The sequence below is a fragment of the Nannocystis punicea genome (genome assembly GCF_026965555.1).
In the GTDB taxonomy this organism is placed as follows: Bacteria; Myxococcota_A; Polyangia; order Nannocystales; family Nannocystaceae; genus Nannocystis; species Nannocystis punicea.
Genome location: NZ_CP114040.1, coordinates 3,431,556 through 3,457,280, shown reverse-complemented (window position 1 = coordinate 3,457,280; position 25,725 = coordinate 3,431,556). Strand labels below are relative to the sequence as shown.

18 protein-coding genes are annotated in these 25,725 nt (G+C 73.3%); 11 read left to right on the top strand and 7 right to left on the bottom strand.

Annotated elements, in window-relative coordinates; all coding sequences use genetic code 11:
• Nucleotides 1–6 precede the first annotated feature (6 nt).
• On the bottom strand, nucleotides 7–549 hold the full coding sequence (locus tag O0S08_RS13230; RefSeq protein ID WP_269039468.1) for a hypothetical protein: 543 nt from the start codon (nucleotides 547–549) through the stop codon (nucleotides 7–9).
• Nucleotides 550–707: 158 nt separating this feature from the next.
• Between O0S08_RS13230 and O0S08_RS13225 the strand changes: the two genes are divergently transcribed.
• The 4 genes from O0S08_RS13225 (at nucleotide 708) to O0S08_RS13210 (ending at nucleotide 4,358) form a co-directional block, all read left to right on the top strand.
• Entirely contained in the window at nucleotides 708–1,364 is a 657-nt protein-coding gene (locus O0S08_RS13225) for a hypothetical protein (RefSeq protein ID WP_269039467.1), read from the top strand.
• Between the two features lie 47 nt (nucleotides 1,365–1,411).
• Nucleotides 1,412–2,050, top strand: coding sequence for a hypothetical protein (locus tag O0S08_RS13220; RefSeq protein ID WP_269039466.1), 639 nt, complete (start codon nucleotides 1,412–1,414; stop codon nucleotides 2,048–2,050).
• 380 nt (nucleotides 2,051–2,430) lie between these two features.
• Nucleotides 2,431–3,099, top strand: a complete 669-nt coding sequence (locus tag O0S08_RS13215; protein ID WP_269039465.1) for a hypothetical protein — start codon at nucleotides 2,431–2,433, stop codon at nucleotides 3,097–3,099.
• Nucleotides 3,081–4,358, top strand: coding sequence for a c-type cytochrome (locus O0S08_RS13210; RefSeq protein ID WP_269039464.1), 1,278 nt, complete (start codon nucleotides 3,081–3,083; stop codon nucleotides 4,356–4,358). The genes O0S08_RS13215 and O0S08_RS13210 overlap by 19 nt, the downstream gene beginning before the upstream one ends.
• A gap of 60 nt (nucleotides 4,359–4,418) precedes the next feature.
• Here the strand turns inward: O0S08_RS13210 and O0S08_RS13205 are convergent, their stop codons facing one another.
• Nucleotides 4,419–5,813: a monooxygenase gene (locus O0S08_RS13205; RefSeq protein ID WP_269039463.1), complete on the bottom strand. Its 1,395-nt coding sequence runs from the start codon at nucleotides 5,811–5,813 to the stop codon at nucleotides 4,419–4,421.
• A gap of 558 nt (nucleotides 5,814–6,371) precedes the next feature.
• Here O0S08_RS13205 and O0S08_RS13200 point away from each other — a divergent pair.
• The gene (locus O0S08_RS13200) at nucleotides 6,372–8,825 is read left to right on the top strand and encodes an aminotransferase class V-fold PLP-dependent enzyme (protein ID WP_269039462.1); all 2,454 of its coding nucleotides are present in this window, start codon (nucleotides 6,372–6,374) and stop codon (nucleotides 8,823–8,825) included.
• A gap of 72 nt (nucleotides 8,826–8,897) precedes the next feature.
• Here O0S08_RS13200 and O0S08_RS13195 read toward each other — a convergent pair whose 3' ends face one another.
• Complete coding sequence (locus tag O0S08_RS13195) at nucleotides 8,898–9,665, bottom strand: hypothetical protein (protein WP_269039461.1); 768 nt, start codon at nucleotides 9,663–9,665, stop codon at nucleotides 8,898–8,900.
• A gap of 173 nt (nucleotides 9,666–9,838) precedes the next feature.
• Here O0S08_RS13195 and O0S08_RS13190 point away from each other — a divergent pair, with 173 nt between their 5' ends.
• The 4 genes from O0S08_RS13190 (at nucleotide 9,839) to O0S08_RS13175 (ending at nucleotide 16,771) form a co-directional block, all read left to right on the top strand.
• Nucleotides 9,839–12,058: an RCC1 domain-containing protein gene (locus tag O0S08_RS13190; protein WP_269039460.1), complete on the top strand. Its 2,220-nt coding sequence runs from the start codon at nucleotides 9,839–9,841 to the stop codon at nucleotides 12,056–12,058.
• A gap of 185 nt (nucleotides 12,059–12,243) precedes the next feature.
• The gene (locus O0S08_RS13185; RefSeq protein WP_269039459.1) at nucleotides 12,244–13,620 is read left to right on the top strand and encodes a vWA domain-containing protein; all 1,377 of its coding nucleotides are present in this window, start codon (nucleotides 12,244–12,246) and stop codon (nucleotides 13,618–13,620) included.
• A 199-nt stretch (nucleotides 13,621–13,819) separates the two neighbouring features.
• Nucleotides 13,820–15,943 carry a choice-of-anchor L domain-containing protein gene (locus O0S08_RS13180; RefSeq protein WP_269039458.1) on the top strand — a complete coding sequence of 708 codons (2,124 nt, stop codon included), beginning with the start codon at nucleotides 13,820–13,822 and terminating at the stop codon, nucleotides 15,941–15,943.
• Nucleotides 15,944–15,994: 51 nt separating this feature from the next.
• The gene (locus O0S08_RS13175) at nucleotides 15,995–16,771 is read left to right on the top strand and encodes a ketopantoate reductase family protein (protein ID WP_269039457.1); all 777 of its coding nucleotides are present in this window, start codon (nucleotides 15,995–15,997) and stop codon (nucleotides 16,769–16,771) included.
• A 551-nt stretch (nucleotides 16,772–17,322) separates the two neighbouring features.
• On the opposite strand, the gene O0S08_RS13170 is transcribed toward O0S08_RS13175, so the two are convergent.
• Nucleotides 17,323–17,883, bottom strand: coding sequence for a hypothetical protein (locus O0S08_RS13170; RefSeq protein ID WP_269039456.1), 561 nt, complete (start codon nucleotides 17,881–17,883; stop codon nucleotides 17,323–17,325).
• 171 nt (nucleotides 17,884–18,054) lie between these two features.
• Nucleotides 18,055–20,304 (bottom strand): protein kinase domain-containing protein, encoded by a 2,250-nt coding sequence (locus tag O0S08_RS13165; protein ID WP_269039455.1) that lies wholly within the window; start codon nucleotides 20,302–20,304, stop codon nucleotides 18,055–18,057.
• A 101-nt stretch (nucleotides 20,305–20,405) separates the two neighbouring features.
• Between O0S08_RS13165 and O0S08_RS13160 the strand changes: the two genes are divergently transcribed.
• Nucleotides 20,406–21,377 carry a hypothetical protein gene (locus O0S08_RS13160; RefSeq protein WP_269039454.1) on the top strand — a complete coding sequence of 324 codons (972 nt, stop codon included), beginning with the start codon at nucleotides 20,406–20,408 and terminating at the stop codon, nucleotides 21,375–21,377.
• 521 nt (nucleotides 21,378–21,898) lie between these two features.
• On the top strand, nucleotides 21,899–23,548 hold the full coding sequence (locus tag O0S08_RS13155; RefSeq protein WP_269039453.1) for a hypothetical protein: 1,650 nt from the start codon (nucleotides 21,899–21,901) through the stop codon (nucleotides 23,546–23,548).
• A 3-nt stretch (nucleotides 23,549–23,551) separates the two neighbouring features.
• Here the strand turns inward: O0S08_RS13155 and O0S08_RS13150 are convergent, their stop codons facing one another.
• Nucleotides 23,552–24,664: a hypothetical protein gene (locus O0S08_RS13150; protein WP_269039452.1), complete on the bottom strand. Its 1,113-nt coding sequence runs from the start codon at nucleotides 24,662–24,664 to the stop codon at nucleotides 23,552–23,554.
• A 408-nt stretch (nucleotides 24,665–25,072) separates the two neighbouring features.
• Complete coding sequence (locus O0S08_RS13145; RefSeq protein WP_269039451.1) at nucleotides 25,073–25,621, bottom strand: hypothetical protein; 549 nt, start codon at nucleotides 25,619–25,621, stop codon at nucleotides 25,073–25,075.
• Nucleotides 25,622–25,725 lie beyond the last annotated feature (104 nt).

Genomic DNA, 25,725 nt, shown 5'->3' with positions numbered 1-25,725 from the left:
CCTCTTTCATAGGGCGTCGAGCATGTCCCGCTCCGGCGCGAGCCCGCGAGGCGTCGAGATCACCTCCGGCTGGACCTTGCCGGGCTTCGGCGCCTCGGGCTCGGGCGTGTCGTCGTCGCGCCACACGCAGCCGAACACCCGCGTGGTCGCCCGCGCGGCCTCGGCCGCCGCCGCGCACTCGCCGTCGAGCGCGGGCGCCAGCGTGGCGTCGGCCCTGGCCGCCTGCCAGGTCGCGAGCTGGGCCGTCAGCACCCGCGTGTGCGCGTCGCGGTCGCGCTGCGGGACCTTGTCGGCGATGCAGGCCCGGTAGCGCTCGGCGTAGGCGTCGCACGCGGGGATCCCGATCTTGCCGTCGGCACGGGCGACCGGCGGCGCGGGTTCGGGCGTGGGCGGCGTCTCGGGTGGAGCAGCGATCGTCGGCGGCACGACTTCGGGCGCGGGGGCGGCCGGCGGGGCGTTCTTCGGCTCCGCTTTCGGGGCGGACTCCGGCGCGGCGCAGGCGACGAACCACGAGCCGCAGAGCAAGGTGCAAAGGCGCGAGAGCGACATCGATCCTCCGGTTCGAGCCGAGCAACGCCCGGGCGACCGCCTTGAGTTTCACCCGGATCACGGGAAGATGAGAGAGGAACATCGCCGCCCGCTCGCGCGTAAGCGCTGCCAGACCGGCCCGCATCACCGCGCGTAGCCACGCGCACCACGACCTCGCCGTGCACCGCCTCGTCCTCGCCCTCGCCCTCGCTTGCTCGACCCTGAGCGTCCCCGCCGTCGCCGATGCGTGCGGCAACAGCGTCCTGGCCGGCCTTTATCGCCGGATCCAGAGGGCCGAGGCGGCGCTCGACGCCGGCAAGTACCAGCAGGCCGCTCGCCTCGCCCGCGCCGAGCTGGCCAAGCAGGAGGACGCGCGCGCCGGCGACCAGCAGCTGGAGCACCGCGCCCGGCGGGTCCTCGCCCTCGCCGTGGTGCGCGGCCGCGGCCCCATTCGTGTGCACGAGGGCATCGGCGACGTCCATCAGGACCAGCAGACCGCCGCGATCTCCTGGGCCATCACGGCGTTACGCCAGGTCCGCGCCTTCGCAGTCTCGCAGCACGTCGACTGCGCCCTCGATCCTGCCCTCTGCTCCGACGACCTCGTTCCGCGGGCCAACGCCGAGCTCGCCGAGGCGTACGCGCGCAGCCCCGACCTCCGCGGCGAGGCGCTGGCGATCCTCACCCGCATCGCCGAGGCCGACCTCATGCCTGGCCCCGACGCCTGGGCCGCCCTCGCCCGCCTGCGCGGCGAGCAGGGCGACGCGGCCGGGCGCGCGCTCGCCGTCCAGCGCTGCCGCCAGATGGCGGCCCAAGTCGCCCGCTGCGGCGAGCTGTGAGGCTTCCCCTTCGCACCTGTCCATTTCAACATGTCCTGAGGTTCAGCATGTCTCGACTCGCGCTCGCCCTGTCCCTCGCCGTCACCGGCGCCGTCGTCAGCCTCCCGAACGTCGCCGGCGCCTGCGGCAACAGCGTGCGTCGGATCGTCGATCGCGGCCAGGAGTACGTCCAGCAGGCCGAGCTCCTGCTCGCCAAGCACCAGTACAGGAAGGCCGTGAACACCGTCCGCGAGCTGTTCGGCGACCAGGCGATCGCCGCGCGTCACCGCGGACCCGGCGAGCACCTCCACGGTCGCGCCCAGCGGATCCTCGCCCTCTCGGTCGTGCGCAGCGGCGGCGCCGTGGCGATCGGCATGGACCTCGGCGGCGCCGCGCAGGGCCGCAAGGACGCCGCGATCGCCTGGGCCGTGCTCGCGCTGCGGCTGCAGGCCGGCGAACAGCCGACGCCCGCCCAGACCTCCGAGCTGGCCGAGGCCCTCGCCCTGCAGGCCAGCGGCCGCGCCGAGGCCTATTCTCTGCTCAAGGGGCTCGGCGACGGCGACCTCATGCCCAGCGCGAACGGCTGGGCCCTGCTCGCCGAGCTCAGCAAGCAGCGCGGCGACGTCGAGGGCAGCAAGAAGGCCGTCGAACGCTGCGAGAAGATGAACGCTCGCGGCGTGAAGTGCGAGGTCGCCGAACAGGCCTGACGCCGCGCCGCACTGCGCGGCTCTCTGGCGAATCGATGTCGGCTCGCCGCGTCGCCGCGCGGCGGTCGCCCGCACGCGTACGTATCGGCCCTCGCTACGCGCCCGGCCTGACATAGCCCTTGGAACATGTCCCTTAAACCACTACGTCCTTGAGGCACCGGGGCTCGCTCCGCCGGCCATGCGACTCCTGATAACAACGTACATGTCTCTAAAGACATGTGCATTTCACCCTCTCGTTCAAGCTCTCCCCTCGCGTCGTAGCTTCCTCCCGCCGCGCTCGCCCGTGCGGCCTTGATAGCAACGGTCATGTCCCTTGCGACATGTCCATTTCCCCATCTCGTTCACCGCCCGCCGCGCCCGCGGCGGGCCGAGGTCTCGTCATGCTCCGAACCATCGTCCCACTCGCCCTCTTCTCTGCCACGCTCCTCCTCTGTCCCGCCCCCACCCGCGCCTGCGGCGGCAAGAACCTCTGGGGACCCGAGCACGACGAGCTCAACAAGGCCGCCCACCTGATCGAGAAGGGGCGCCACGGCGAGGCTGTCGCGCAGGTGCGACGCACCGTCAAGACGGCCGCCGAGTCGGCCTCGCCGGCGCCCGACGTCGACCCCTACGTGCACAACCGGGCCCGCCAGCTGCTCGCCCTCGCGGTGGCGCGCAGCGCCGGCGCCGTCGCGCTCGGGCCGGGCCTCGGCGGCAAGCGCAAGGAGCACCGGCGCGCCGCGGTCGCCTGGGCGATCTCGACGATGCGGGCCGACATCTCGCCCGGCGCCGGCCACGTGATCTGCCAGCTCGGTGCCTGCCGCAGCCTCGACGATCCGGCCCACACCGCCGCTCTGGCGGAGGCGCTCGCGCTCGCCGAGGATTCGCGCGACGAGGCCTATCGCCTGCTCAAGGATCTGGGCGACCATGACCTCATGCCGACCGCTCAGGGCTGGGCCGTCCTCGCCGCGCTGCACCGCCAGCGCGGCGAGCTCGAGGCCGGGACCGCCGCGCTCGAACACTGCCGCCAGCAGGCGGCCAAGGGGGTCCGGTGCGACGTCACCCTGTGATCGGCCGCCGCCCGCCGGCGCGCCTGTCGCTCGTCGCTGTCCTTTCGCTCATGTCGTGCGAGACAGGTCCAAAAGACCCCGTCGAGACGGCGTCCGTGCCCGCCCCGACGCCGGCCGCCCCCCCGGTCGCGCTCGAGCCGGCCGCCGACCCCGCCGCGGTCGCCCGCGGCCAGGCGCTGATCGACCGCTTCGAGTGCGTCCGCTGCCACGACATCCCCGGCCGCGAGCCCGCGCCGCTCGAGAAGCACTGCGTCCGCTGCCACCAGGACATCCTCGCCGGCCAGTTCCCGGCCCCGCCGGAGACCCTGCGCGAGTGGCAGGGCCACATCGTCCACCTCACCGACGTCCCGGCGCTGCGCGGCACGGACCGTCTCCGCCGCGCCTGGCTGGCGGACTGGTTGCACGCGCCGCACGACCTGCGCCCGGGCCTCAACTCGACCATGCCTCGCCTGTCTCTCGGGACAGCCGAGGCCGCCGACCTCGCCGCCGCCCTGGTCCCCGACGCCGAGGCCGCCGCGCCCCCGCCCGGCGCGGAAGGGCGCGGCCGCGAGCTGTTCGGCGCCAAGTCGTGCGGCCTCTGTCACCGCTTCACCGGCGCCCCCAACATCGCGCCCGCGCCGAAGTTGCCGGTCCCGCTCGACGAGGCCCAGCTGCAGCGCGGCCTGGCCCAGGCCCCCGATCTCCGCTTCACGCGCGAGCGCATGCGCCCCGCCGCGCTGGTCGCCTGGCTGCTCGATCCCCCGCGGCACAAGCCGGGCACGCCGATGCCGAAGATCCCGCTCGAGGAGGCCGACGCGCGGGCGCTCGCCGCCTACGTCACCGAGGTCCCGCTCGAGCCCCTGCCCGCACCGAAGCCCGTGCAGCGGCTGCCGCTCCTCGACCGCCGCGTCACCTGGGCCGAGGTCGAGGCCAAAGTCTTCAAAAAGACCTGCTGGCACTGCCACTCCGATCCCGACTACGCGCGCGGCGACGGCGGGCCGGGCAACAGCGGCGGCTACGGCTTCGCCCCGCGCCGCCTCGACCTCGCCTCGTACACCGGGATCGCCTCCGGCAGCGTCGGCGACGACGGCAAGCGCCGCAGCGTGTTCGCCCCGCTGCCCGACGGCACCCCGCGGATCGTCGCGCACATGCTGGCGCGCCACGCCGAGGTCGAGGGCGCCGCGCCCGAGCAGCGCGGCATGCCGCTGGGCCTCACCCCGGTGCCCCTGACCGACATCCAGCTGGTCGACACCTGGATCGCCCAGGGCCGCCCGCAGTAGTCCTGGCTGCCCGTAAGGACATGTCCAAGAGGACCTTCCCCTTGGAGCATGTCCGAAACGTCAGTGCACCGGGCTGACGGTGAGCACCGACAGGCACATCTCGTCGCCGGTGCCCTCGCCCCAGCCCAGGTCGGCCGGTTCGACCTGGACCCCGTTCTCGAACGGCTGGTTGGCGGCGCTGTTGTCCCACTCGCAGGTCAAGCGCAGGCGGTCGCCGGGCTTGACCGTGATCGGCTCGTTCAGGCGGTAGCCGCCCTGCCAGCTGAAGTCCCAGTTCGGGATGTAGAGCGCGCACTCGTCCTCGGCGCCCTGGCGGTCGAGCTCGAGGCTGGCCCGCCGGCCGCGGGTGTGCATGTGCAGGCTGACCTCGTGCATCACGAACGGCTCGCCGTTCTTGACCCCGGCCTGGGGGAAGAAGTCGCCGATGAAGCCGGTGAGGTCGACCTCGAAGTCGTGGACGACGCTCGACTCGCCCGCGGGGATCTGCATGCTCCCGCCGAGCCAGTCGGGGTTGGTGAACGGGATCACGTGCAGCGGCACCTCGACGCTGTCGGCGAGCTTGAGCCGCAGGCGAGTCTGGTCGGCGGGGCTCGTGCCGGACATCGGGTGGTAGTGCATCTGCAGCACGATGGCGCTGCCCGGCTGGACGGGGATCCCCCGCTTCTCGTCGAGCGAGGGCTGGGTCCCCGGGGCCCACGCCCCGAGCCACTGCTGCGAGAAGCCGCCGCCGCCCGGGCTGCCGTAGCAGGTGTAGCCGGGTCCGTCCTCGGCCGCGTCGAGGTTCTTGTAGGTGGTCACGCTGCCGGGCGGGATCAGGAACGCGATCGCGTGGTGCACGATCGGCCGCGCGTCGGGCACCACGTCGAAGCCGATCACGTACTTCAGCTGGTCTTCGGGCCAGTCGAGCACGAAGCAGCGGTAGTCGTCGGGCGATTTGGTCGCCACGTACGGCTCGGGCAGCGGCATGTCGAGGTCCCACGCGATCGTCGGCGCGGCCGGGCCCTGCGGCGGCGCGTCGGCCGGGTCGCCGAGCGGCGCGCCGTCGTCGATCCACGCCAGGAGCAGCTCGCGGTCGGCCTCCGGCAGCGAACGGTCGTGCGCGTAGCGGTTGCAATCCGCGCTCGGCGGCCACGGCGGCATCGTCCCGTCGAGGATCGCCGGCGCCAGCAAGCCGGCGAACATCTGCGCCTCCTCGGCGGTCTCGAGCGAGAACGGCGCGACGTCGCCGGGCCGGTGGCAGGTCGCGCAGTGCTTGTCGAGGATCGCCTTGGCGTCGCGCCAGTAGGTGTACCGCGCCTCGCTCGCGCCCTCCGTGGTGCTCGTCGGGGGCTCGCTGCCGGCCGTGCCGCCGCTGGTGTCCCCGCCGGTGGTCCCCGCCTCGTCGCCGGCCGGAGCCGCGTTTTGACAGGCGAGAGCGAAGACAGCGAGGAGAGCGAGGGCGAGGCGGCGTTCCATCGAGCGGACTCCTATCGTCGCCCACCGTACACCCCGCGCACGGAGGCCTCAAGCGCACGGGTGACAGCGAGACCGAGGCCCCCGTGAGTCCGCGCGCACGACTCCCGCCTCCGGGGCCGCTGAACCCCGACCAGGCGCATGATCCCGCCGACGAGGACGCCTCGCGGGCCGGGGCGGGACATGTCCCCGAGGACATCTCCGCTCCGCCGACGCTCGCCCCAGCTCGAAGATGACATGTCCCAACGGACATCTTCACTCGAGCCGGTCGAGCAGCCCTCGATCAAAAGATGTCTCCAAGGACATGCCTCATCAAGCATGTCGCTTACGACACATGGTTTCCCCGCCCTCGCGCTCGCGCCTGCCATCGTCGCCGCCGCGATTCGCCCACGGGCGGCGGCGCGACCGGACTTGCACGCCGGCCGCCTGCCGCGCACCGCGAGCTCGCCGCCGGGGGAGCGCGCTCACATGGGCGTCAGAACTCCGCTCCGGGGCCGGCGGCGTCGGAGCGGCGACGGCCTCGCGCTTTGACGGGCGGCGGGCGTCAGGTAGCGTGCCGCCATGCGCCTCAGCTATCACCAGCTCGTCGATCGCGTCCGCGCCCGCGTCTCCGGCGTCTCCGCCGCGGAGCTCGCCGCGCGGCGCGGGCTCCCCGGCGATCGCAGCGTCGTGCTCGACGTGCGCGAGCCGGACGAGTTCGCGGGCTCCGGCACGATCGCCGGCGCGGTGCACGTCCCGCGCGGCCTCGTCGAGAAGTTGGCGGCCGACATCTTGCCCGACCTCGACGCCGCGATCGTCGTCGTCTGCGCCTCCGGCCACCGCGCGGTGCTCGTCGCCGACGTCTTGCAGCTCCTGGGCTACAGCCGCGTGCAGTACCTCGAGGGCGGCCTGCTCGCCTGGCAGGCCGCCGGTCTGCCGCTCGCCGCCTGCGCCGCCGCGCGGGCCCGCGCCGCGGCCGCCTGCGCGCGCGCCCCGACCTGGGCCGACATCCGCGCCGCCTTCCCGATCGTCGGCCGCCAGGTCCCGGTCATGGGCGAGGGCGAACGCGCCCTCCTCTACCTCGATCACGCCGCCTCCACCCACGCCCCCGAGCCCGTGCTCGATCGCTACGCCCGCTTCATGGCCGGCGAGTACGCCAACATCCACCGCGGCACCCACCTCCTCTCGCGCAAGGCCACCGAGCACTTCGACGAGTGTTACTACGTCGTCTCCGACTTCATCGGCGGCGACCTCGAGCGCGACTGCGTCGTCTTCCTCGGCAACACCACCCAGGCCGTCGACCTCGCCGCGCACGTGATGGCCCCCTTGCCCGGCAAGGTCGTCGTCACCGAGCTCGAGCACCACTCGAACGACCTCCCGCACCGCAACCGCGGCCCCGTGCTGCGGGCCCGGATCACCCCTGACGGCCGCCTCGACATGGACCACCTGGCCCAGCTCTTGCGGCAGAACCAGGTCAAGCTGGTCGCGGTCACCGGCGCCAGCAACGTCACCGGCTGGATGCCCGACATCCACGCCATCGCGCGCCTCGCCCACGAGCACGGCGCCCTGATCCTCGTCGACGCCGCCCAGCTGCTCGCGCACCAGCGCATCGACGTGCGCCCGCCCGGCGACCCCGCGCACCTCGACTTCGTCGCCGCCGCCGGGCACAAGGCCTACGCCCCGTTCGGCGCCGCCTTCCTTTATGGTCCGCGCGGCATCATGGACGCCGCCCCGCCCTACCTGCCCGGCGGCGGCACTGCCTCGCGCGTCGGCCCGCACAGCGTCGAGTACGTCGCCGCGCCCGATCGCCACCAGGGCGGCACCCCCAACATCGGCGGCGTGCTCGCCCTGGCCGAGGCGCTGCGGTTCCTCGACGGCATCGGCATGGCCCACGTCCGCCAGCACGAGCTCGCGCTGACGCGGCGGGCCATGGCCGGCATGAAGGCGCTCGGCGTCACCCTCTACGGCCCCGACGATCCCGACGCCCGGCTCGGCGTCCTCAGCTTCAACGTCGTCGGCGTCTCCGATCCGCTGGCCGCCGCGGTGCTCAGCGAGGAGCGCGGGATCGCCGTCCGCAACGGCCGCTTCTGCGCCCACGTCCACGTCGACCGCCTGCTGGCCAGCCAGGGCGGCGCCACCCCCGAGCCCGGCAGCGCCCCCGGGGCCGTGCGGGCCTCGTTCGGCCTCTACAACGACGAGGCCGACGTCGATCGCCTGCTCGAGGCCGTGGCTGTCCTTCAGGACAGGCGATGGGTTGGCCGCTACCGCGTCCGCGCCGCCGGCGTCACCGCCGAGTTCGCCGGCCGCTGCAACGACCGCTGGATGGAGGCCGACGCCCCGAGCCCGCCCGCGAACGTCGACGCCGACCCTGGCGCCGCCCTGCTGTTCGCCCAGCTCAACCCGAGCGGCCCGACCCGCAGCTACCTGGTCGCCGACCGCACCAGCGGCGCCGCCATGCTCGTCGACCCGCGGCGCGACCAGGTCGACCGCTACCTCGCCGAGCTGCAGCGCCACGGCCTCCGCCTCGAGCTCGTCCTCGACACCCACACCCACGGCGATCACCTCTCGGGCGCCAAGCGGCTCAAGGACCTGCTCGGCTGCGAGATCGCCATGCACCGGGCCGCCGCTGCCCCGTGCGTCGACCGGCCGCTCGAGGACGGCGACACCATCACTCTCGGCGGCCTCGCGCTCGAGGTGTGGCACACCCCCGGCCACACCCCCGACTCGCTGTGCCTGCTCCTGCCCGACCGCGTGCTCACCGGCGACACTCTGTGGCTCGGCGGCACCGGCGGCTGCGACCTCGCCGGCGATCCGGCCGCCCTCGCCGCCAGCCTGCTGCGCCTGCGCGGCCTGCCTGGCCACACCGAGGTGTGGCCGCTGCACGACTTCGACGGCCGCGGGCGCGGCACCATCGGCGAGGAGACCGGCCAAAATCCCTACCTCCAGGGCGACCTGGCCCAGCTGCGCGCCCGCCTCGCCCCCAACCGGGCCGAGGCCTCGGCGGTCAGCCGGGCCAACGCCGCCTGTCAGACGTGACCTCTGGGACATGCCCCCTCGGCCATGCCCTCGAGGACATGGCCCTGAGGGCATGTCCAAACGGACGCCCGCTCACAGCGCCGCGATCTCGACCCCCAGGCACCACGCGCCGTGGGGGTCGACCTCCGGGACGAACTGGTCGACGTCGCGCAGCCCGGGCTCGTCGCAGGCGTCGGAGCCGAAGTAGCTCTGCCCTGGCGACGGCAGGCTCGACGGGTCGGCGCCGATCCCGATCGTCGACTGCGGATCGCCGCCGACGAAGCCGACGCAGAAGCGGCCCTCCTCGACGACCGGCTGCTGCTGCGCGGAGATCTGCAGCGACCCGGACGAGGTCGGCAGGCCGAGCGACTCGGACATGTAGAGCACCTGCTGCAGATCGGCCGAGCGGATCTGGAAGCGCAGCCGCGCCTGGCCGCTCACCGCCACCAGGGTGTAGTCGATCCGCCGCACCCGGTACGGCGGGGCGATCGGCGAGTCGAAGCACTCCGCCCCGCGGACCTCGCCGTCGAGCCCGTTCCAGATGTCGCCGCCGCCGTAGCACCACAGCGGCTCGACGCAGTTGGCGGGCTCGTAATGGTGCAGCTCCGCGCTCGCCAGCAGGCCGGTGGTCGCCGTCGTGTCGTCGGTGGTCAGGGCGATCGTCGTCGTGCTCGTGCTCGTGCCCTCGCTGTCGCCCACGCCGGTGGTCGCCAGGCCGGTGCTCGTGCTCGTGCTCGTGCTGCTCGTGGTGCTCGTGCTCGTCGTCGGCTCGGCCGTCGAGCCCGGCGGGCTCGGCTCGCTCGTCGACCCGGTCGCTCCGTCGTACGCGGGGTTCTCCGTCAGACACCCGCCGAGGGCCATCAGGCACCCTACCAGCCGCGCGCGTCCGCCCCGAAACCTCATCCCCCCTACTTTACCACGTTCCACGAGCGCCGGCCGGTCCCGACGCACATGTCCCAAAGAACAGGCCACCTACGCGACGACCTCGGCCGTCGCTCGCACCCGCCCGCACGTCGTACGCTATCGTCGTCGGGATGCGGACGTTTCGCCTCGCGCTCTGCTCCGTCCTCGCCCTCGTGAGCTGCGCCGACCGCGGGCGCGAACCCGCCGGCCAGCCGCCCGCCAGCGGTGACGGCGACGACTTCGCGGCCGCGGCCGGCCCGACGCTCGCGCTCGGGGTCAGCCACACCTGCGCGCTCGAACGCGGCGAGGTGTACTGCTGGGGCTACGGCGGTCACGGTCAGCTCGGCCTCGGCGACCGCCGCGATCGCAGCGTCCCCACGCAGGTGCCCGGCCTCGCCGACGTCGTCGCCCTGGCGGCGGGCACCTGGCACACCTGCGCCCTGCGACGCGGCGGCGACGTCCTCTGCTGGGGCGATGGCTCGCTCGGCCAGCTCGGCGACGGCGCCCTCGGCACCCGCCCGCGGCCGAGCCCCGTCGCCGACCTGCGGGCGCGGACGATCGCCGCCGGCGGCTCCCACACCTGCGCGATCGACCATGTCCGCAAGGTCCTGTGCTGGGGCTCCAATTACCGCGGCGAGTCGGGCGACGGCGCCGCGCCCATCCTCCGCCCGACGCTCGTCCCGGGCGCCCCCGCGGCCGACGCGATCGCCGTCGGCGATGCCTACGCCTGCGCCCTCGCCGGCGGCGCCGTGACCTGCTGGGGCGTCGACCCGCTGCGCGACGGCCACGACACCGCCGCCGCCGAGCTGCCCGCGCTCGCCGGCGCGGTCAGCCTCGCGGCCGGCGCCGATCACCTGTGCGCCGTCGGCCGCGGCGATCGCATCCTGTGCATCGGGACAGGTTCCGAAGGACAGCTCGGCGACGCCCGCCCGCCGACCGTGGAGCCGCCGCGCAGCCCCCACGGCGTCGCGGTGGCAAGGCCCCGCCTCGCCGAGGTGGCCGATCTCGCCGACCCCGCGGCCGCCGCCGTCGGCGACGACTTCGCCTGCGCGCTGCGCCGCACCGGCGCCCTCGCCTGCTGGGGCGAGAACCGCGACGGCCAGCTCGGCGACGGCAGCAAGCTCGCCCGCGATCGCCCCGCGCCGGTCCGCGAGATCGACGACGCGGTCGAGCTCGCCCTCGGCAGCGCCCACGCCTGCGTCCGGCGCAGGCGCGGCGACGTCGCGTGCTGGGGCTACAACGAATTCGCCCAGGCCGGCGAGCGCACCACCGCCGCCGCCGCCGCGGGCCCGACGGTCCACGCCCTCCCGGCGACCGGCCTCGCCGTCGGCGAGGTCCACGCGTGCGCCTGGAACGACCGCGGCGCCTGGTGCTGGGGCGACGGCACGTACGGCCAGCTGGGCGACGGCGCCCGCACCCGCCGCGACGGCCCCACCGCGGTCGCGGACCTCGGCCGGGTGCGCGAGCTGGTCGTCGGCGCGCGTCACACCTGCGCTTTGGAACATGGCGGAACAGTCATGTGCTGGGGCGACGACACCTTCGGGCAGCTGGCCGGTCGCGGCGTCCCCTCGGGGGAGCCGGTCGACGAGCACCGCGGCCCGCGGCCGCTGCCCCCGATCGACACGCGCAGCCGCCCGCGCCCGGGCCCGGTGGCCGGGCTCGCGGACGTCGTCGACCTCGCGACCTACGGGCACCGGACCTGCGGCCTGCGGCAGGGCGGCGCGGTCGTGTGCTGGCACGCCTTCGCCGACGAGCCGCTGTCGCACGAGCGCACGATCGCCGGCGCAGTCGAGCTCGCCCTCGGCGCCGCGCACACGTGCGCCCGTGACACGAGCGGTAAAGTCCGCTGCTGGGGCACCAATCACAGCGGTCGCCTCGGCGACGGCACGACCGAGTCCCGCGACGCCGACGTCGCCGTCCGCGGGCTCGACGACGCGATCGCCCTCGCGGCCGGGCGGCTCCACACCTGCGCCCTGCGGCGCGGCGGCGACGTCGTGTGCTGGGGCGACGGACTGATGGGCCAGCTCGGCGACGGCTCGCGGGCCGATCGCGCGGCGCCGACCCGCGTGCCCGACCTCGGCCGCGCGCGCGCGATCGCGGCGGGCGAAGACACCACCTGTGCGATCGGACAGGCGAAGAGCGTGCTCTGCTGGGGCGACGGCGACGCCGCGGGCCAGCGCTTCGCGCCGGAGGTCGCCCTCACCGCGCCCGCGAGCCTCCTCGCCGTCGGGGCGCAGAGCGCGTGCGCCGGCGACGGCGAGCGCGTCCTGTGTTGGGGCGAAGGTCTGTCGCCACAGGTCGCGCGCACGTGGGACGTCGTCACCACGCCACGCGCGATTCCGCTGCCCTGAACTCGCCTTCGCTGCGGCGCTGCCGCGGCGAAATCAACGGGGCTCGCGCGCTTGAAAGCTGCGTCGTCGCCGGGCGATAGTCGTGATCGGCTCGACTTCTTCGCGCGGTGAAAATTATGGCACGCACAACTTCTCTCGTATGGATGACTTCGCTCGGCCTCGTCGTGGGTTGCGGCGACGACGGCATGCAAACGTCCCAGACCGGCGTGGCCTCGCAGACCACGATGTCGACCCAGCCGACCGGGCTCGACACCCTCGGAACCAGCGAGGGCAGCGACAGCGGGACCGCGACAGTGCCGACCACCAGCGAGGGCACCATGGGCGGCACGAGCAACAGCTCGGGCGTGCCGACCACCACCGACAGCACCTCGACCGGCATGGTCACTGCGACGATGGGCGTCACCGAGACGGCCACCGACACCCTGACCGGCGAGCCGCCCGAGACGACGACCTCGACCACCAGCGACAGCGAGACCAGCTCGAGCACGACCGCCGTCGACCCCAGCGAGACGACGTCGACGACTACCACCACCACCGATTCGACGACGACCACCACCACCAATCCGGGCACCACCACCGAGGACATCCCGTGCAACGAGATGCAGGTGGTCCTCACCCCGGTCGTGCCGAACGTCATGCTCGTGCTCGACAAGTCGGGCTCGATGCTGTCCCTGTGGGACCACGACGCCAACCCGGGCACCCCGACGGTGAGCCGCTGGTACAGCCTCTACGCCGTCGTCGACCAGGTGCTCACCGCCTTCAACGCCGACTTCAACTTCGGCATGAACCTGTTCCCCAACAAGCAGGCGGTCGACACCTACGTCCCCGGCGCCTGTCCGGTGAACGGCAACGTCGAGGTCCCGGTCGCCCCCTTCAACAAGAACCCGATCCTCAACGCCCTGCCGGCGCAGAACAACAACACCATCAAGGGCGGCACCCCGGCCCAGGCCGGCGTCCTGGCCGCGCTGAACCACCTCAAGAGCCTCGACCCGATGATCCCGCGGGCGGTCATGCTGATCACCGACGGCGCGGCCAACTGCACCACCGGCCTGCAGCCGCCGCCGCTGTTCGAGAACTACGACCAGTCGCTGCACACCCTGGTCGGCAACGCGTTCACGCAGGACGGCATCCCGACCTACGTCATCGGCATCGCCATCGCCAACTCCGTGTCGCCGGTGCAGATGGACGGCAGCCCCGACAACATCAACCCGTACCAGAAGCTCAACGAGCTGGCGATGCAGGGCGGCACCGCCAAGCCCGGGCCCGAGAAGTTCTACAGCGCCGACAACCAGGTCGAGCTGCAGGCCGCGCTCAACGCCATCGTCACCGACGCCCAGAGCTGCGTCATCGCGCTCAACGAGCCGCCCGGGTTCCCGCAGTTCACCAAGGTCAAGATCGGCAACGTCGAGGTGCCGCAGATTGGCAACTGCGCCAACGAGAACGGCTGGAAGTACGTCGAGCCCGCGCCGCCGTACACCGCCATCGAGCTGTGCGGCACCGCCTGCGGCTCGCTCAAGCAGACCGGCGAGGCCGGCGTCGAGTACTACTGCAAGCCCGGCTGACGCTCGGCGCATTCGCGGGTCGACCGGCCGAGGTCGCTGTCGTCCTCGGCGCGGGCATCGTCGATTGCGGATTACCGTCGCCGGCCCCGGCCCTCGGGCCGCACGCTCGGAGGACGTGCGGCCGTGCGAGGCGCTTCGCGCCTCGCCGCGTCCGTCTCGCTGATTGATGCATAGCGGCGACCCTGATACGGTGGCTGTAATGCACAAGTTTCGCCCCGATATCGTGGCCCTCGCGTCGTGTGCCGTGTTGCTCGCGGCTTGCGGCGACGATCAGCCGGCAACGTCCTTCGATCCGACCTCGCCGCAAATCACCACTGCGACGAACCCCACCACCAACCAGGTCTCTTCGACCAGCGGACCGCAGGACACCGAGCCGACGACGACGACCGTGACCCCGACCGATCCGGGCAACAGCACGGTCGTCACCGAGTCGGGGGGGACCGACAGCACCACGGGCATGCCGCCCGAGACGTCCACCGACCCGGGCACCAGCGACACCTCGAGCACCGGCCCCGACCCGAGCACGACGACCACCGACCCCGGCACCTCGACGACGATGTCGATGCCGTGCGAGGAGGCGAACTGTCCCATGGGACAGTTCTGCGATCCCAACGGCGACCAGTGCATCCCCGGCTGCAACGACGACACCGACTGCAGCGCCCCGACCAAGTGCGACGTCGGCAGCAACACCTGCAAGGGCTGCCTCGGCGACGGCGACTGTCCGCTCGGCACCGTGTGCGACGCCGGCGAGTGCGTGCCCGGCTGCAACGACATGCAGCCGTGTCAGGACGGCCTGGCCTGCTGCAGCAACAGCTGCGTCGACCTGCTGGTCGACACCGCCAACTGTCAGAGCTGCGGCAACGCCTGCCCGGTGCCGCCCAACGGCAACGCCGCGTGCCTCATGGCCCAGTGCGGCCTCGCGTCGTGCAAGGCGCCGTGGAACGACTGCGACAAGGACCCCGGCAACGGCTGCGAGAACCAGGGCCCGTGCCAGTGCGACCCGGGCACCCAGATCGCCTGCTACACCGGCCCCGACGGCACCCAGGGCGTCGGCATCTGCAAGCAGGGCATGCAGACCTGCAACCCGCAGGGCACCGGCTACGGCCCGTGCAACGGCGAGGTCACGCCCAACCCGACCGAGATCTGCAGCAACGGCCTCGACGACAACTGCAACGGCCAGGTCGACGAGGACGCGGACGCCGACGGCGACGGCTACACCGTGTGCGGCGGCGACTGCTGCGACGAGGTCGGCCCGAGCTGCCTCAACCCTGCGCTCGTCAACCCGGGCGCGTTCGAGGTCGGCGGCAACATGGTCGACGACGACTGCGACGGCACCAAGGACAACCCGGTCCCCTCGTGCGACGGCGGCCTGCCCAGCAATTCGTCGGACCCGCTCCAGTACGCCAAGGCGATCGACCTCTGCCAGACCACCACCGAGAACCCGCCGCAGAACCAGAAGAAGTGGGGCGTGATCTCCGGCACCCTCAGCCGGGCCAACGGCGCCGGCGCGATCGACTCGCAGGCCAAGTCGATCCGCCCCGGCTTCGGCACCAACGTCGTCCCGCAGCAGAACGCGAGCCTGGCGATCCTCTCGACCGGCAACGCCGCCGACCAGAACGACGCCAACCCGCCCTACGCCGACTTCCAGCCCGGCAAGATCAACGGCGCCAACAGCCCCGCCCCGGCCGACTGGCTGGCCGCCAACGGCGGCAACTTCCCCAACGCGCCCGGCTGCCCCGGCGCCCAGGGCAACAGCACCTTCGACAGCGCGATGCTGAAGCTGCGGATCCGCGTGCCGACCAACGCCAAGTCGTTCAACGTCCAGATGTACTTCTACTCGGCCGAGTGGCCCGAGTACGTGTGCACGGCCTTCAACGACCTGTTCGTCACCCTCGTCAACTCGAACGCCGCCGGCAACCCGAACGACCGCAACATCGCCATCTACAACGCGCCGAACAACCAGAAGTACCCGGTCGGCGTCAACATCGCCAAGGCCGCGCCCGGCCTGTTCACGCAGTGCCAGAACGGCATCGTCGGCTGCTACGGCACCGCGTTCAACTACAACAACTGCACCGGCACGCAGGGCGTCGCCGGCACCGGCTTCCAGGTCAACGACAACCTCGACTACTGCCAGAACGGCAACAACCACACCGGCGGCGCGACCGGCTGGCTCAAGATGTCGGGCAACGTCACCGGCGGCGAGATCATGGAGATCCGCTTCGCCATCTGGGACACCGCCGACGGCCAGTGGGACTCGCTGGTCCTCCTCGACGACTGGGTCTGGTCGGTCCAGGCCTCGCAGCCCGGCGTCCAGCCCAACTGACGCCCGCCGCGGCTCGACAGGTCCGGCGATCGGGCGTACGTTCCGCTCGCCGTGCCTGTCCTGTCGCGTGTCACGATCCTGGGCGCCGGCCGCGTCGGCGGCGCCCTCGCCGCTCGCAGCCCGATCCCCGTCGCCCTCGTCACCCGCGAGGCCGGCTGGGAGGCCCTGGACGGTCCCCCTGGCGAGCCCGTCGTGGTCGCCGTCGACAACGCCGGCCTCGACGACGCGCTCGCCCGCGTGCCGCCCGCGCGCCGCCCCGACCTGGTGTTCGTGCAGAACGGGGTCCTCGAGCCCTGGCTGTTCGCACATGGCCTTCAGGACAGCACCCGCGCCCTGCTCTACTTCGCCGTGCCGCGCCGCGGCGCCGCGATCGAGCCCGGCGGCACCAGCGTGCTGACCGGCCCGCACGCCGAGGCCGTGGCGACCTGGCTGCGGGCGATGGACCTGCCGGTCGAGGTCGTCGCCCGCGAGGCCTTCGCCGCCGCGATGCTCGAGAAGCTGCTCTGGAACTGCGCCTTCGGCCTGCTCTGCCAGCGGTTCGCCTGCACCGTCGGCGAGGCGCTGGAGCGCCACGACGAGCTGCTCGACGCCCTCGTCCACGAGCTCCTGGCAGTCGGCCGCGCCGCCCTCGGCGTCGACGTTGACGCGGCCCCGCTGCTGCAGCGCCTGCGCGCCTACTCGCGCGCGATCGCCTCCTACCGCGGCGCCGTCAAGGACTGGCCGTGGCGCAACGGCTGGTTCGTCGCCGCCGCCGCCGAGCACGGCATCGCCACGCCGACCCACCTCGGCCTGCTGCGCGAGGCCGGCGTGCTCCCGGCTCCGACCTGACTCGAGAGACAGCCGCGCCCAGCCGGCGCGTCGCTTCGACAGGTCCCGAAGGACAGACGGGCGACTCGCCGCGCGGGGCCGTCGCGCCGCGACATGTCCCGAAGGCCAGCCGGAAGACCGGTCGCCGAGGACCGCGCGCCTCGACATGTCCCCAGGGACATCCGAATGGCCGCTGCGCGAAGCCGGCTCGTCGCCTTGACATGCCCCAAGGGACAGCCTGATGACTTGGCCCACGAGGCCTGCCCGTCGCCTCGACATGTCCCCAAGGACATTCGCGCGATCGGCTCCGCGAGGCCGGCGTGTTGCCACGGCATGTCCCAAAGGACAGCCCATGCCGCGCGCGCGAGGCGGCCTCCCCAGGTCCGAAAGGGCGGCATTGCGCTCCACGCAGGCCCCCGACTGGCGCCCCGCTGCAGGTCCCTCGGCGCAGACCTCGAGGTACTCCAGCGCCGCACCGACCTGGCTCTCAGGACATGTCATGGCAAGATCCCGCAGCCGCTCCGCCCCGGCGCAGCCGCCAGGCGACGGATGCCACCTGTCGGCGCCTCTGCTCAGCGGAACAGCCCCGAGCGCGGCGAGCTCAGCGCGCGCTCGAACTCCGCCAGCGCCCCCTCGAGGCAGGTCCGCAGGCGCTCGTCGGGGATCGCCGAGCCCGCGCGCGCCGCCGCGATCTCGCGCACCGCCTGCAGCGACGCGCCGCACCACTCGAGCACCGCGCGGACCTCGGGACCGGCGCGCTCGACCTCCCCGGCGAGCTCCCACGCCCGCTGCAGCGCCTCGTCGAAGCGGAGCGCCTCGAGCTGGCCGCGGATCGTCGCCGCCTCGCGCACCAGCAGCGCGCACGCGGCCGGCAGATGGTCCAGGCGGCGCTCGGTCGGAGGCAGCGCCTTCACCACCGGCACGGCCCCGAGGATCCGCCCCAGCGCCGGCGACGTCAGGCCGCCGCAGAGGAACCACAGGCCCGAGAGGATGAGCGGGCCGGCGTCGGCCGCGTCGCCCTCGATCCCGGGGATCTCCAGCGCGTGCAGGACCAGCGACGGCAACGCGCTGACGATCGACCACAGCGAGGCGACCGCGAACGTGCGCAGCGGCTCGCGTCCGTCGTCGTCCATCGCCACGTGCCAACGCCGGCGAGCGGCCGTCGTTCTGCCGCAGGACGCGAATCAATCGCTCCCCCGCCGGCGTACGCGATCCTCGGAGCACCCGCGACACCTGCCCTCCCCACGAACTCACGCGACCGCAGACACGCCGGACCGACGCTCGTCGCCACCGCATCGGCGGGCTCAACCGCCGAGGTCGACGGTCATCGCGTGGCGCACCGGCGCGCCCTCGAAGCGCAGCGGCGCCACGAGCTCGCGGATGCAGCGGTCGAGCGGGTGCTGATCGTCGACCGAGAGGTGCTGGACCTCGAGCAGCCGGGTCGGACCGCCGACCTCGAGCGCCATCACCAGCCGCCGCGGCGCCCCCGGGCACGCGCGCAGGCGCGGCGCCAGGCCTTCGACCGCGGCGATCACCTCGGCGCGCGTCGGCCCCGGCCGCGGCGCCGGGCTGGGCGGCGACTCGACCGCAGGCGCAGCGGCCGGCGCGGGCGGGGGCGCACCGCTCGGGGACACCACCGAGCCTGTCTGCTCGGACATGGCGAAAAAGACAGCCAGGAAGATCGCCGGCATCGCCAGGGTCAGGCCCAGCGCCAGCCCCCGGCGCGGGCGCGCGGCCGGCCGCGAGGGTGTCTCAGGGGACATGTCCTTCCAGGCAGGCGTCGGCGCGGCCACCGGCGCCGCCGCGCGCGGGCGCGACCCGGTCGACGCCGCGGCCGGCGGGCTCGCCCGCTCGCCGCGGTCGCTGTGGAAGCTGCGCAGCGCGTCGCGCTCGGCGCGGAGCAGCTCGACCAGCTCGGCCATCGACTGGACGCGCAGCTCGGGATCCTGGGCGAGGATGTCCTGGAAGTCCCCGGCGAGGAACGTGTCCTCGAGCTGCGGCGCGGCGCGGACCACGTGCTCGCGCAGGCGCTCGGCGCCCTCCGCGGGCTCGGCGGCCAGCAGCTCGCGGACGACCGCGTTGGGCATCTGCGCCCCGGTGATCAGCATGAACAGCACCGCGCCGAGCGAGTAGACGTCGCTGCGCTCGGACTTGGCGCCGCCGCGGAACAGCTCCGGCGCGGCGAAGCCGGGGTGGCCGAACGCGCGGCCGTCGTCGCCGCGGTGGCGGGGCGTCGGCGCGTAGCGCTGGTCGGTGGCGGCGTAAAACGCGTCGAGGAAGCGGCACTCGCTGAGGTCGATGATGCGCGGCCGCGGCGGCAGGCTGCGCTCGAGCATCAGGTTGGTGAAGCTGAGGTCGCCGTGGAGGATCCCGCGGGCGTGCGCCTCCTGCAGCGCCTCGGCCAGCTCGAGCACCAGCTCGACCGCCGCCAGCGGGTCCATCGGCCCGCGCTGGATCGTGCGCGTCAGCGGCTCGCCGTCGATCAGCTCCTCGACCAGGTACCACGAGCCGTCGTCGTTGTAGTCGCACTCGTAGATCCGCGGGAACGCGCGGTGGCTCAGCTTGTCGAGCGCCATCGCCTCGCGGCACAGATCGGCCAGCACCGGCGTGCGGGCCAGAGTGCGCGGCAAGATCTTCACCGCGACGTCGCGCCCGAGGATGTGGTGGTACGCCCGCCACGTCTGCCCGCACTTGCCCTGGCCGAGCAGCGTGCGCAGCTCGAGCCGACGCGCGTACAGCCGCGGCGGCGCCGAGGCGCTGCAGCCGACCTCGCCGGCGTCGCTGCAGCTCGGCTGCTCCGGCGGCGCCGTCGTCAGGTCGGCCGCCGGCGGCCACACCTGCGGCTCGGGTCGCAGCATCGGCTGGGTCGCCGCCAGCTTGTGCGGCCACACCTCCATGCCCGCGGCCAGCCACGCCGCGCGCAGCTCCTCGGCGCGCAGCTGCGGGTGACCCGTGACATCGGCCGCGAGCTCGAGCACCCGGCGCAGCGGCTCGGGCACCGGCTCGGCCGGATCGTCGCGGTCCATCAGCGCTTTCAAGGTGCGCGCGAGCTGGCCCAGGTCGGCGCGCGGCGACCTCTCACCGTCCGCCTCGTCGGTGCGCGGCGCGGTGAGCAGGCGGGCCACGCCGGCGTCGCTCCAGCGGATGTTGCGGGCCGTCACCGCCCCGTGGACGAGGCCGTGCTCGTGCAGGCACATCAGCGCCTCGGCGATCTGCAGCCCCACCTGCCAACACGTGTCCGTCGCCAGCGGCCCCTGCATCCACCGCTGCGCCAGCGACACCCCGCCCTCGTCCTCGCGCACGAAGTACGGGTGGCCGTCGCCGCCGACCCCGTGATCGACGACCGCGGCGATGTACGCGTGGCGCAGCGCCGCCAGCAGCTTCGCGTCGCGACCGAACCGCTCGGCCGCCGAGGGTGGCAGCGCGTGCTGCAGCGACACCAGCTGCACCCGCGTCCGCTCGCGCTCGTCATGCGCCACGTACACGCTGCGCCCCGGCTCCTCGTCGATCCGCTCGACCAGGCGGAACCGGGGCGACTCGGGCGCGACGGGCATCACCGGGAGGGTGCCTCGTCAGACCCGCGAACGCAATTGTCGGCGCGCGTCACCCGCTGCGCTGCTCGACCGCTGGCGGGTTGTGGTATGTCTACGGGGCGATGAATCCTTGCCTGTGCATCGTCCTCGCCGCCGGCGTCGCGGCGGCGCCGGTCCCCGCGACGCAGCCGACGAATTTCGGCCGGTTAGAGCGGCACATGCAGGAGCTCGTCGAGCAGGAGCGGTTCGAGGAGCTCGCGCGCGACGGCGAGACGGCGTTCGCCCGCGTCGACCTGGAGCCGTGGCAGCGCCGCGAGCTCGCCTTCTACGCGCTGCGCGGCTACCACCGCATGTTCGCGGCCACCGGCGAGGCCGCAGGGTTGTGTCGCGCCCGCAACCTGTACCGCCGCGTCGAGCGCGAGGTCGGCTTCGGCGACACCAAGGCCGTAGCGAGCCGGCTGCGCGACGTCACCGAGTCGGGCCTGGCCAGGCAGGGGACGAAGGACCCCTGCGGCGTCAAGGCGCGGGCGACCGCCAACGTGCCGCCGGCGAGCCCGGGCGCCCTGCTGCCGGTGGTGCAGCGCCCGCGGCCCGTCGCGCCGCCGCCGACCGACGCCTCGCAGCCGGCCCTGCTCGACGTCTCGCGGTCGAAGTCTCCGCCGCCGACGACCCCCTCGCTGCGCGCCGAAGCGGCGGCCCCTGCGGGCCCACCACCGCCCGAGAGCGGGCCGGCCGACCGCTTTCGCCGCCGCATCATCGCCGGCAGCCTGCTGCTGGTCGGCGGCCTCGGGCTCGGCGTCGGCACGGCCGTGATGCTGGTGCGACGCAGCCAGGTCAACGGCGAGATCGTCGAGATCGGCGAGCGCGTCGACGCCGAGCAGCGACCGATCACCTCCGCCGAGTTCGAGCGGGTCGCCCAGCTCGCCGACATCTACCGCAACCTCACCCCAGTGGCCGGCGTCACCGGAGCCGTCGCCAGCATCGCCGCCGTCACCGGGGTCGTCCTGCTCGCGCTCCCGCAGCGCGGACGCACCACCGCCCGCGTGTCCGCCAGCCCCTGGTCGGCGATGCTCACCCTCTCGGGCCGCTTCTGAGGAGGCCTCGGCCGAGCGGCCACGGTCCACCGCCGCCCCCGTGTCCTACGGCCATATGCGATCGCGAACCTGGGCCAATGGTATGAGTCGACCCCCTCCGCGCTCGTGACATTCGCGGCACGACGTCACAGGCCCGAAGGACATGTCTCTTCAGACATCCAGTGCGCCCCCCGCGCGAAACACCCCCACGGCCGCTCGTCCGCGCGCGCTCGCGGCCCCCGCGTGTCCCCAGGATCCCCCGTGCGAGCATTTCCGCGCCGCGCGAAATCATGACATGAGCGCCGGCGCGCGCGCGTGGGTGATGTCGAGACCGTGGCCTGCCACGAATTCGCGGCCGCGCCAGCCCTTACGGGCCTGACATTGACAGCCCGCGGTCAATCGCCAGAGCGCACAGAATGGCCGCGAACAAGGGTCTGTCGCGCAATCGATGCTCGGCGAACTCGCGTGCGCTCTCGAAGTCACGCGCGTGTCGACCCGCGAACTCGCTGGGCTCGGCTACCCTCTTGTTCGCGGACCCGGAGATGAAGCGGCGCGCCCCCCTCAGCCTCCCGGGCCTCGTCGTGCTCGGCGTCGCGGCCTGCACGGCGCCCGGACTCGACCACGTCACCTCCGAGGACACGCCGCCGGCGCAGGAGACGTCGACGTCGGCGACCAGCGGCGTCAGCGAGGGCGGCCTGCCGACCACCGGCGCGCCGGAGCTGACCCCAGGGACCACCGCGGACGACCCGGGGACCACCTCGATCGGCAGCGGATCCGCCGGCAGCAGCACCACGCAGGACGATCCGCTCGCGCCGCCGGCGATCGTCGACGGCGCGCTCGGCCCGGACCCGCTGCAGCAGGCCGGCCCGGTCGAGGTCGCCATCGGCACGCTCCACGCCGACGGCGTGCGCATGCGGGTCGACGGCGGCGCGCCGATCGAGCTCGGCCCCGCCGAGGCCGACAGCTTCGCCGGCCAGATCGTCATCTACACCGCGCTCGACAACGGCCCGCACCTCGCCACCTTCGTCGCCTGGCGCGGCGAACTCGAGAGCGAGCCGCTCGAGATCCCGTTCACCGTGGCCCTGCCGCCGCTCGGCAGCGAGCTGTTCTGGGAGGGCGACAACGCGATCGGCAAGGGCACCGTGGTCGCCCTCGCCGTCACCCCGTCGCACGAGCTCATCGAGCTCGGCACCTACTATCCCCAGGGACAGGCGCGCTGTTACCTGCGCCGCCGCGACCTCGGCGGCAGCTGGGGCCCCGGCGACGTGTTCGAGGTCAAGCCCGGCCTGCAGTGCAGCGCCATCGACCTCGCAGTCGACGCCGACGGCGCCCTCCACGTCCTCGTCGAGAAGTTCGAGGACGGCGAGCTCCGCTGGTGGCTCGGCGAGTTCGACGCCTGGGCCGCCGAGCCCACCCAGGTCGGCACCGGCGTCGTCGGCGACGTCGCCCGCGCCCTCGCCCTCGACGGCGACCGCGCCGCGGTGTGCGGCACCCGGCCCGACGGCAAGCTCGCGACCGCGGCCGTGTGGCTGTTCGTCCCCGGCGAACCCGGCAAGAACCTGACCTACGATTATGTGCCGGACACCGACCCGCCCGTGCTCACCGGCTTCAACGAAGCGCCCAACGACTGCAGCTTCACCGGCGAGCATCTGCTCGTGACCGGCGAGCTCAAGGGCAAGCACGACGGGGACAACATCACACGAGTGCGGCAATTCCTGCTCGACATCGACGCCGCCGGCGAAAACCCCACGTGGCGCGTCGCCCCGCAGGACAGCGGCAGCCAGAGCGGCGGCCGCGTCCTGGCGATCGACGCCGGCGCGCGGACGATGACCGGCGGCTACGGCTGCGGCGATCAATGCGAGCACCTCGCCGAGCTGCGGATGTTCACCAGCACCGGCGAGCAGGTCTGGCAGCGCTCGCTCGATCCGCTGCTCGCCGACCCGCGGGCGCTCGCCTGGCACCCTGCCGGCTACGTCGTGTTCGTCGCCGCCCGCGACGGCGAGCAGGCTTCGACCTCGTTCTTCGCCGAGGCGTGGTTCCCGCTCCAGGCCAACCCGGTCTGGTCCTACGACCACCAGGACGCGCTCGCCCTCCACACGCCCACGGCCCTGGCGATCGGGCCCTACGGCCAGATCTACGCCGGCGGCATGACGGCGGGCGGCTACCCCGCAGTCGCCTTCATCGCTCCGTAGCGCTCACTGGGGGATGAAGGCCGAGCAGGCCTGGTTGATCCGATCCGTCGCGATGTCGAACCCGGGCCGATAGTCCGGCTCGTCGTTGTCGATGATGTACCAGTACGGGAAGTAGTACTTGACCAGGTCGCACACCATGTCCCATGGGTTGCACTCCGGCTTCTGGATGCTGAACATCACCACGGAGCTGGGGTCGCCGTGCTTGGCGTTCGTGATCGCCTCCGCCCACAGCTTCGGCTTGCCCTCCGAGTCGGTGTCGGGCGTGTTGGCGATGAACGTGATCATCAGCAGCGCGTCGTCGCGGATGAACCCCTCGTTGCAGCCGTCGGGGCCGTTCAGCGCCGGCGACACCGCCGCGGTCACCGCCTCGCCGAGCTCGTCGTCGCCGTTGAGGCCGATCTGGGCCAGGCAGGCGAAGGTCCCGACCGGGTCCGGCTGCTCGCGGGTGAAGTAGCGGCGGCCGCCGAGGAGCCCGCAGTCGTGGTTCGACGCGCCCTTGCCGGCCGGGAAGACGGTCCCCGCGCCCAGCGTCGTGTCGCAGGCGGTGAGCTCGGCCGCCGCCTCGCACGGGTAGTCCGGGACCGAGCACCCCTCGGGGCTGCAATCCTCGTTGCACAAGGCGTGGCCCCACGTCTCGTCGGGGTCGATCACCATGACCTGATAGTCGAAGTCGGCGAACTTGCTCTCGATCGTCTCCATGAAGTACGGGAACGCCTCGATGAGCCGGGCCTGCATGACGTCCATGAAGGCATAGCGCGAGATGACGAACAGGAAGTCGATCTTCCCCTTGCAACCGACCGGGTGCAGGTCGCCGAGGTCGGGCATCCCGAGGTCCTGCAGCGGCACCGTCGTGTTCGCCTCGCCGCTGCTGCCGGTCGAGCTGTCCTCGGGGACACGTTCGGTCGACGACGACGACGACGACGAGGACGAGGTGGTCGTGCTCGTCGAGCCCTCCGGCCCCTCGCCTGTCGAGGTCGACGCAGTGAGGGCCGGCGGGATGGCGAACGACGAGGCGGCCGGCTCGGGGCCCTCGCAGGCGACCGCGAGCACGAGGGCCGCGAGGCCCACTCCGCCGCGGACGGCGACGCCACGACCCTCGCCGAGGGTCGGCTTCATCGGAGAACGAACGCCGAGCATGCTGGACCCCCGTGATTGGTGATCGCCGGACGGGATACCGGGGATAATGCGTCGACCGCCCCATACCGGCGGCGGACCCGATTGGCGCGACCCGCAAATGGCAGGACCGCAGCGAGCGAATCGCCAGAGATGTCCTCAGGGACAGCCGCCGCCGCGCCGGCGGACGCCGCGCCGGCGCGCCAGGACGCGGCCGCGGCCAGGGCCTCGCAGACCGGCGGCGTGGACAGGTCTGGTCTCATTCCCCGCACGTCCCCAGCTTACCCCGACCGGGCGCAACCGCGCTGCGCGGAAGCGTGAGGTTCGAGGCTGCACATCGGCGCAGGATCGCGCCGAACCGGGCCTTTTCGCCATGTCCCGAAGGTCAGTCCGTGACGCCGTTACGACCGCTCAGCCGCCCGCCGGCCGCTCGCCAGGAGGGAGGGCCCGGCGACGCAGCGCCGCGGCCGTGCGGGCGATGGTCGACAATTCGGTCCACGGGCGCTCGGCGGCGGTCGGATCGCCTCCGACCCATTCGCATGGGTGGTCGCGGTAGGGGTCTGTCGGCAGGGCTCGCATCTCGCGGGCGCCGGCCTCGAGGGCGGCCATCAGGCGGGACAGCGCCGCCGCGTCGGGGCTGAACAGCTGCGGCGCCGCCTGTACCGTGAGCCATGTGCGAATGACCAGGGCGAGCGCCGCCGCCAGCCCGGCCAGCAGCAGGAACCCCGGCGCCGGGGCCGTGAACACCACCGCCGCCAGCCCGGCCCACACCATCCACGCCCACGCCGGCAGCCCGAGCGACGCCGCCAGGCTGCCCGGCCGGGCGTGTTCCAGCTCCGGCCGGGCCCCGACGGCCAGCTGGTCGATCAGCGCGCGCCGCCACAGGTCGCGCTGGATCTGCCGCGCCAGCTGTTCGGCCTCCGTGAGCGCCGCCAGGGCAGCCGCGGGGTCCTGGGTCACGATCGCAAGGTACGGCACAATCGCCCGCTGTCCCCTCCCGCCGCGGGGCGGATTCGCGCTCCCGGTGATCCTCGCATTGGCGGACCGGTGGTGAGGCACGCGTC

Coding starts and splice junctions, on each gene's coding strand:
- O0S08_RS13190 (WP_269039460.1), top strand. CDS start 9,839: ATGCGGACGTTTCGCCTCGCGCTCTGCTCCGTCCTCGCCCTCGTGAGC.
- O0S08_RS13220 (WP_269039466.1), top strand. CDS start 1,412: ATGTCTCGACTCGCGCTCGCCCTGTCCCTCGCCGTCACCGGCGCCGTC.
- O0S08_RS13200 (WP_269039462.1), top strand. CDS start 6,372: ATGCGCCTCAGCTATCACCAGCTCGTCGATCGCGTCCGCGCCCGCGTC.
- O0S08_RS13160 (WP_269039454.1), top strand. CDS start 20,406: ATGAATCCTTGCCTGTGCATCGTCCTCGCCGCCGGCGTCGCGGCGGCG.
- O0S08_RS13205 (WP_269039463.1), bottom strand. CDS start 5,813: ATGGAACGCCGCCTCGCCCTCGCTCTCCTCGCTGTCTTCGCTCTCGCC.
- O0S08_RS13150 (WP_269039452.1), bottom strand. CDS start 24,664: ATGAAGCCGACCCTCGGCGAGGGTCGTGGCGTCGCCGTCCGCGGCGGA.
- O0S08_RS13185 (WP_269039459.1), top strand. CDS start 12,244: ATGCAAACGTCCCAGACCGGCGTGGCCTCGCAGACCACGATGTCGACC.
- O0S08_RS13195 (WP_269039461.1), bottom strand. CDS start 9,665: ATGGCCCTCGGCGGGTGTCTGACGGAGAACCCCGCGTACGACGGAGCG.
- O0S08_RS13155 (WP_269039453.1), top strand. CDS start 21,899: ATGAAGCGGCGCGCCCCCCTCAGCCTCCCGGGCCTCGTCGTGCTCGGC.
- O0S08_RS13165 (WP_269039455.1), bottom strand. CDS start 20,304: ATGCCCGTCGCGCCCGAGTCGCCCCGGTTCCGCCTGGTCGAGCGGATC.
- O0S08_RS13180 (WP_269039458.1), top strand. CDS start 13,820: ATGCACAAGTTTCGCCCCGATATCGTGGCCCTCGCGTCGTGTGCCGTG.
- O0S08_RS13230 (WP_269039468.1), bottom strand. CDS start 549: ATGTCGCTCTCGCGCCTTTGCACCTTGCTCTGCGGCTCGTGGTTCGTC.
- O0S08_RS13170 (WP_269039456.1), bottom strand. CDS start 17,883: ATGGACGACGACGGACGCGAGCCGCTGCGCACGTTCGCGGTCGCCTCG.
- O0S08_RS13215 (WP_269039465.1), top strand. CDS start 2,431: ATGCTCCGAACCATCGTCCCACTCGCCCTCTTCTCTGCCACGCTCCTC.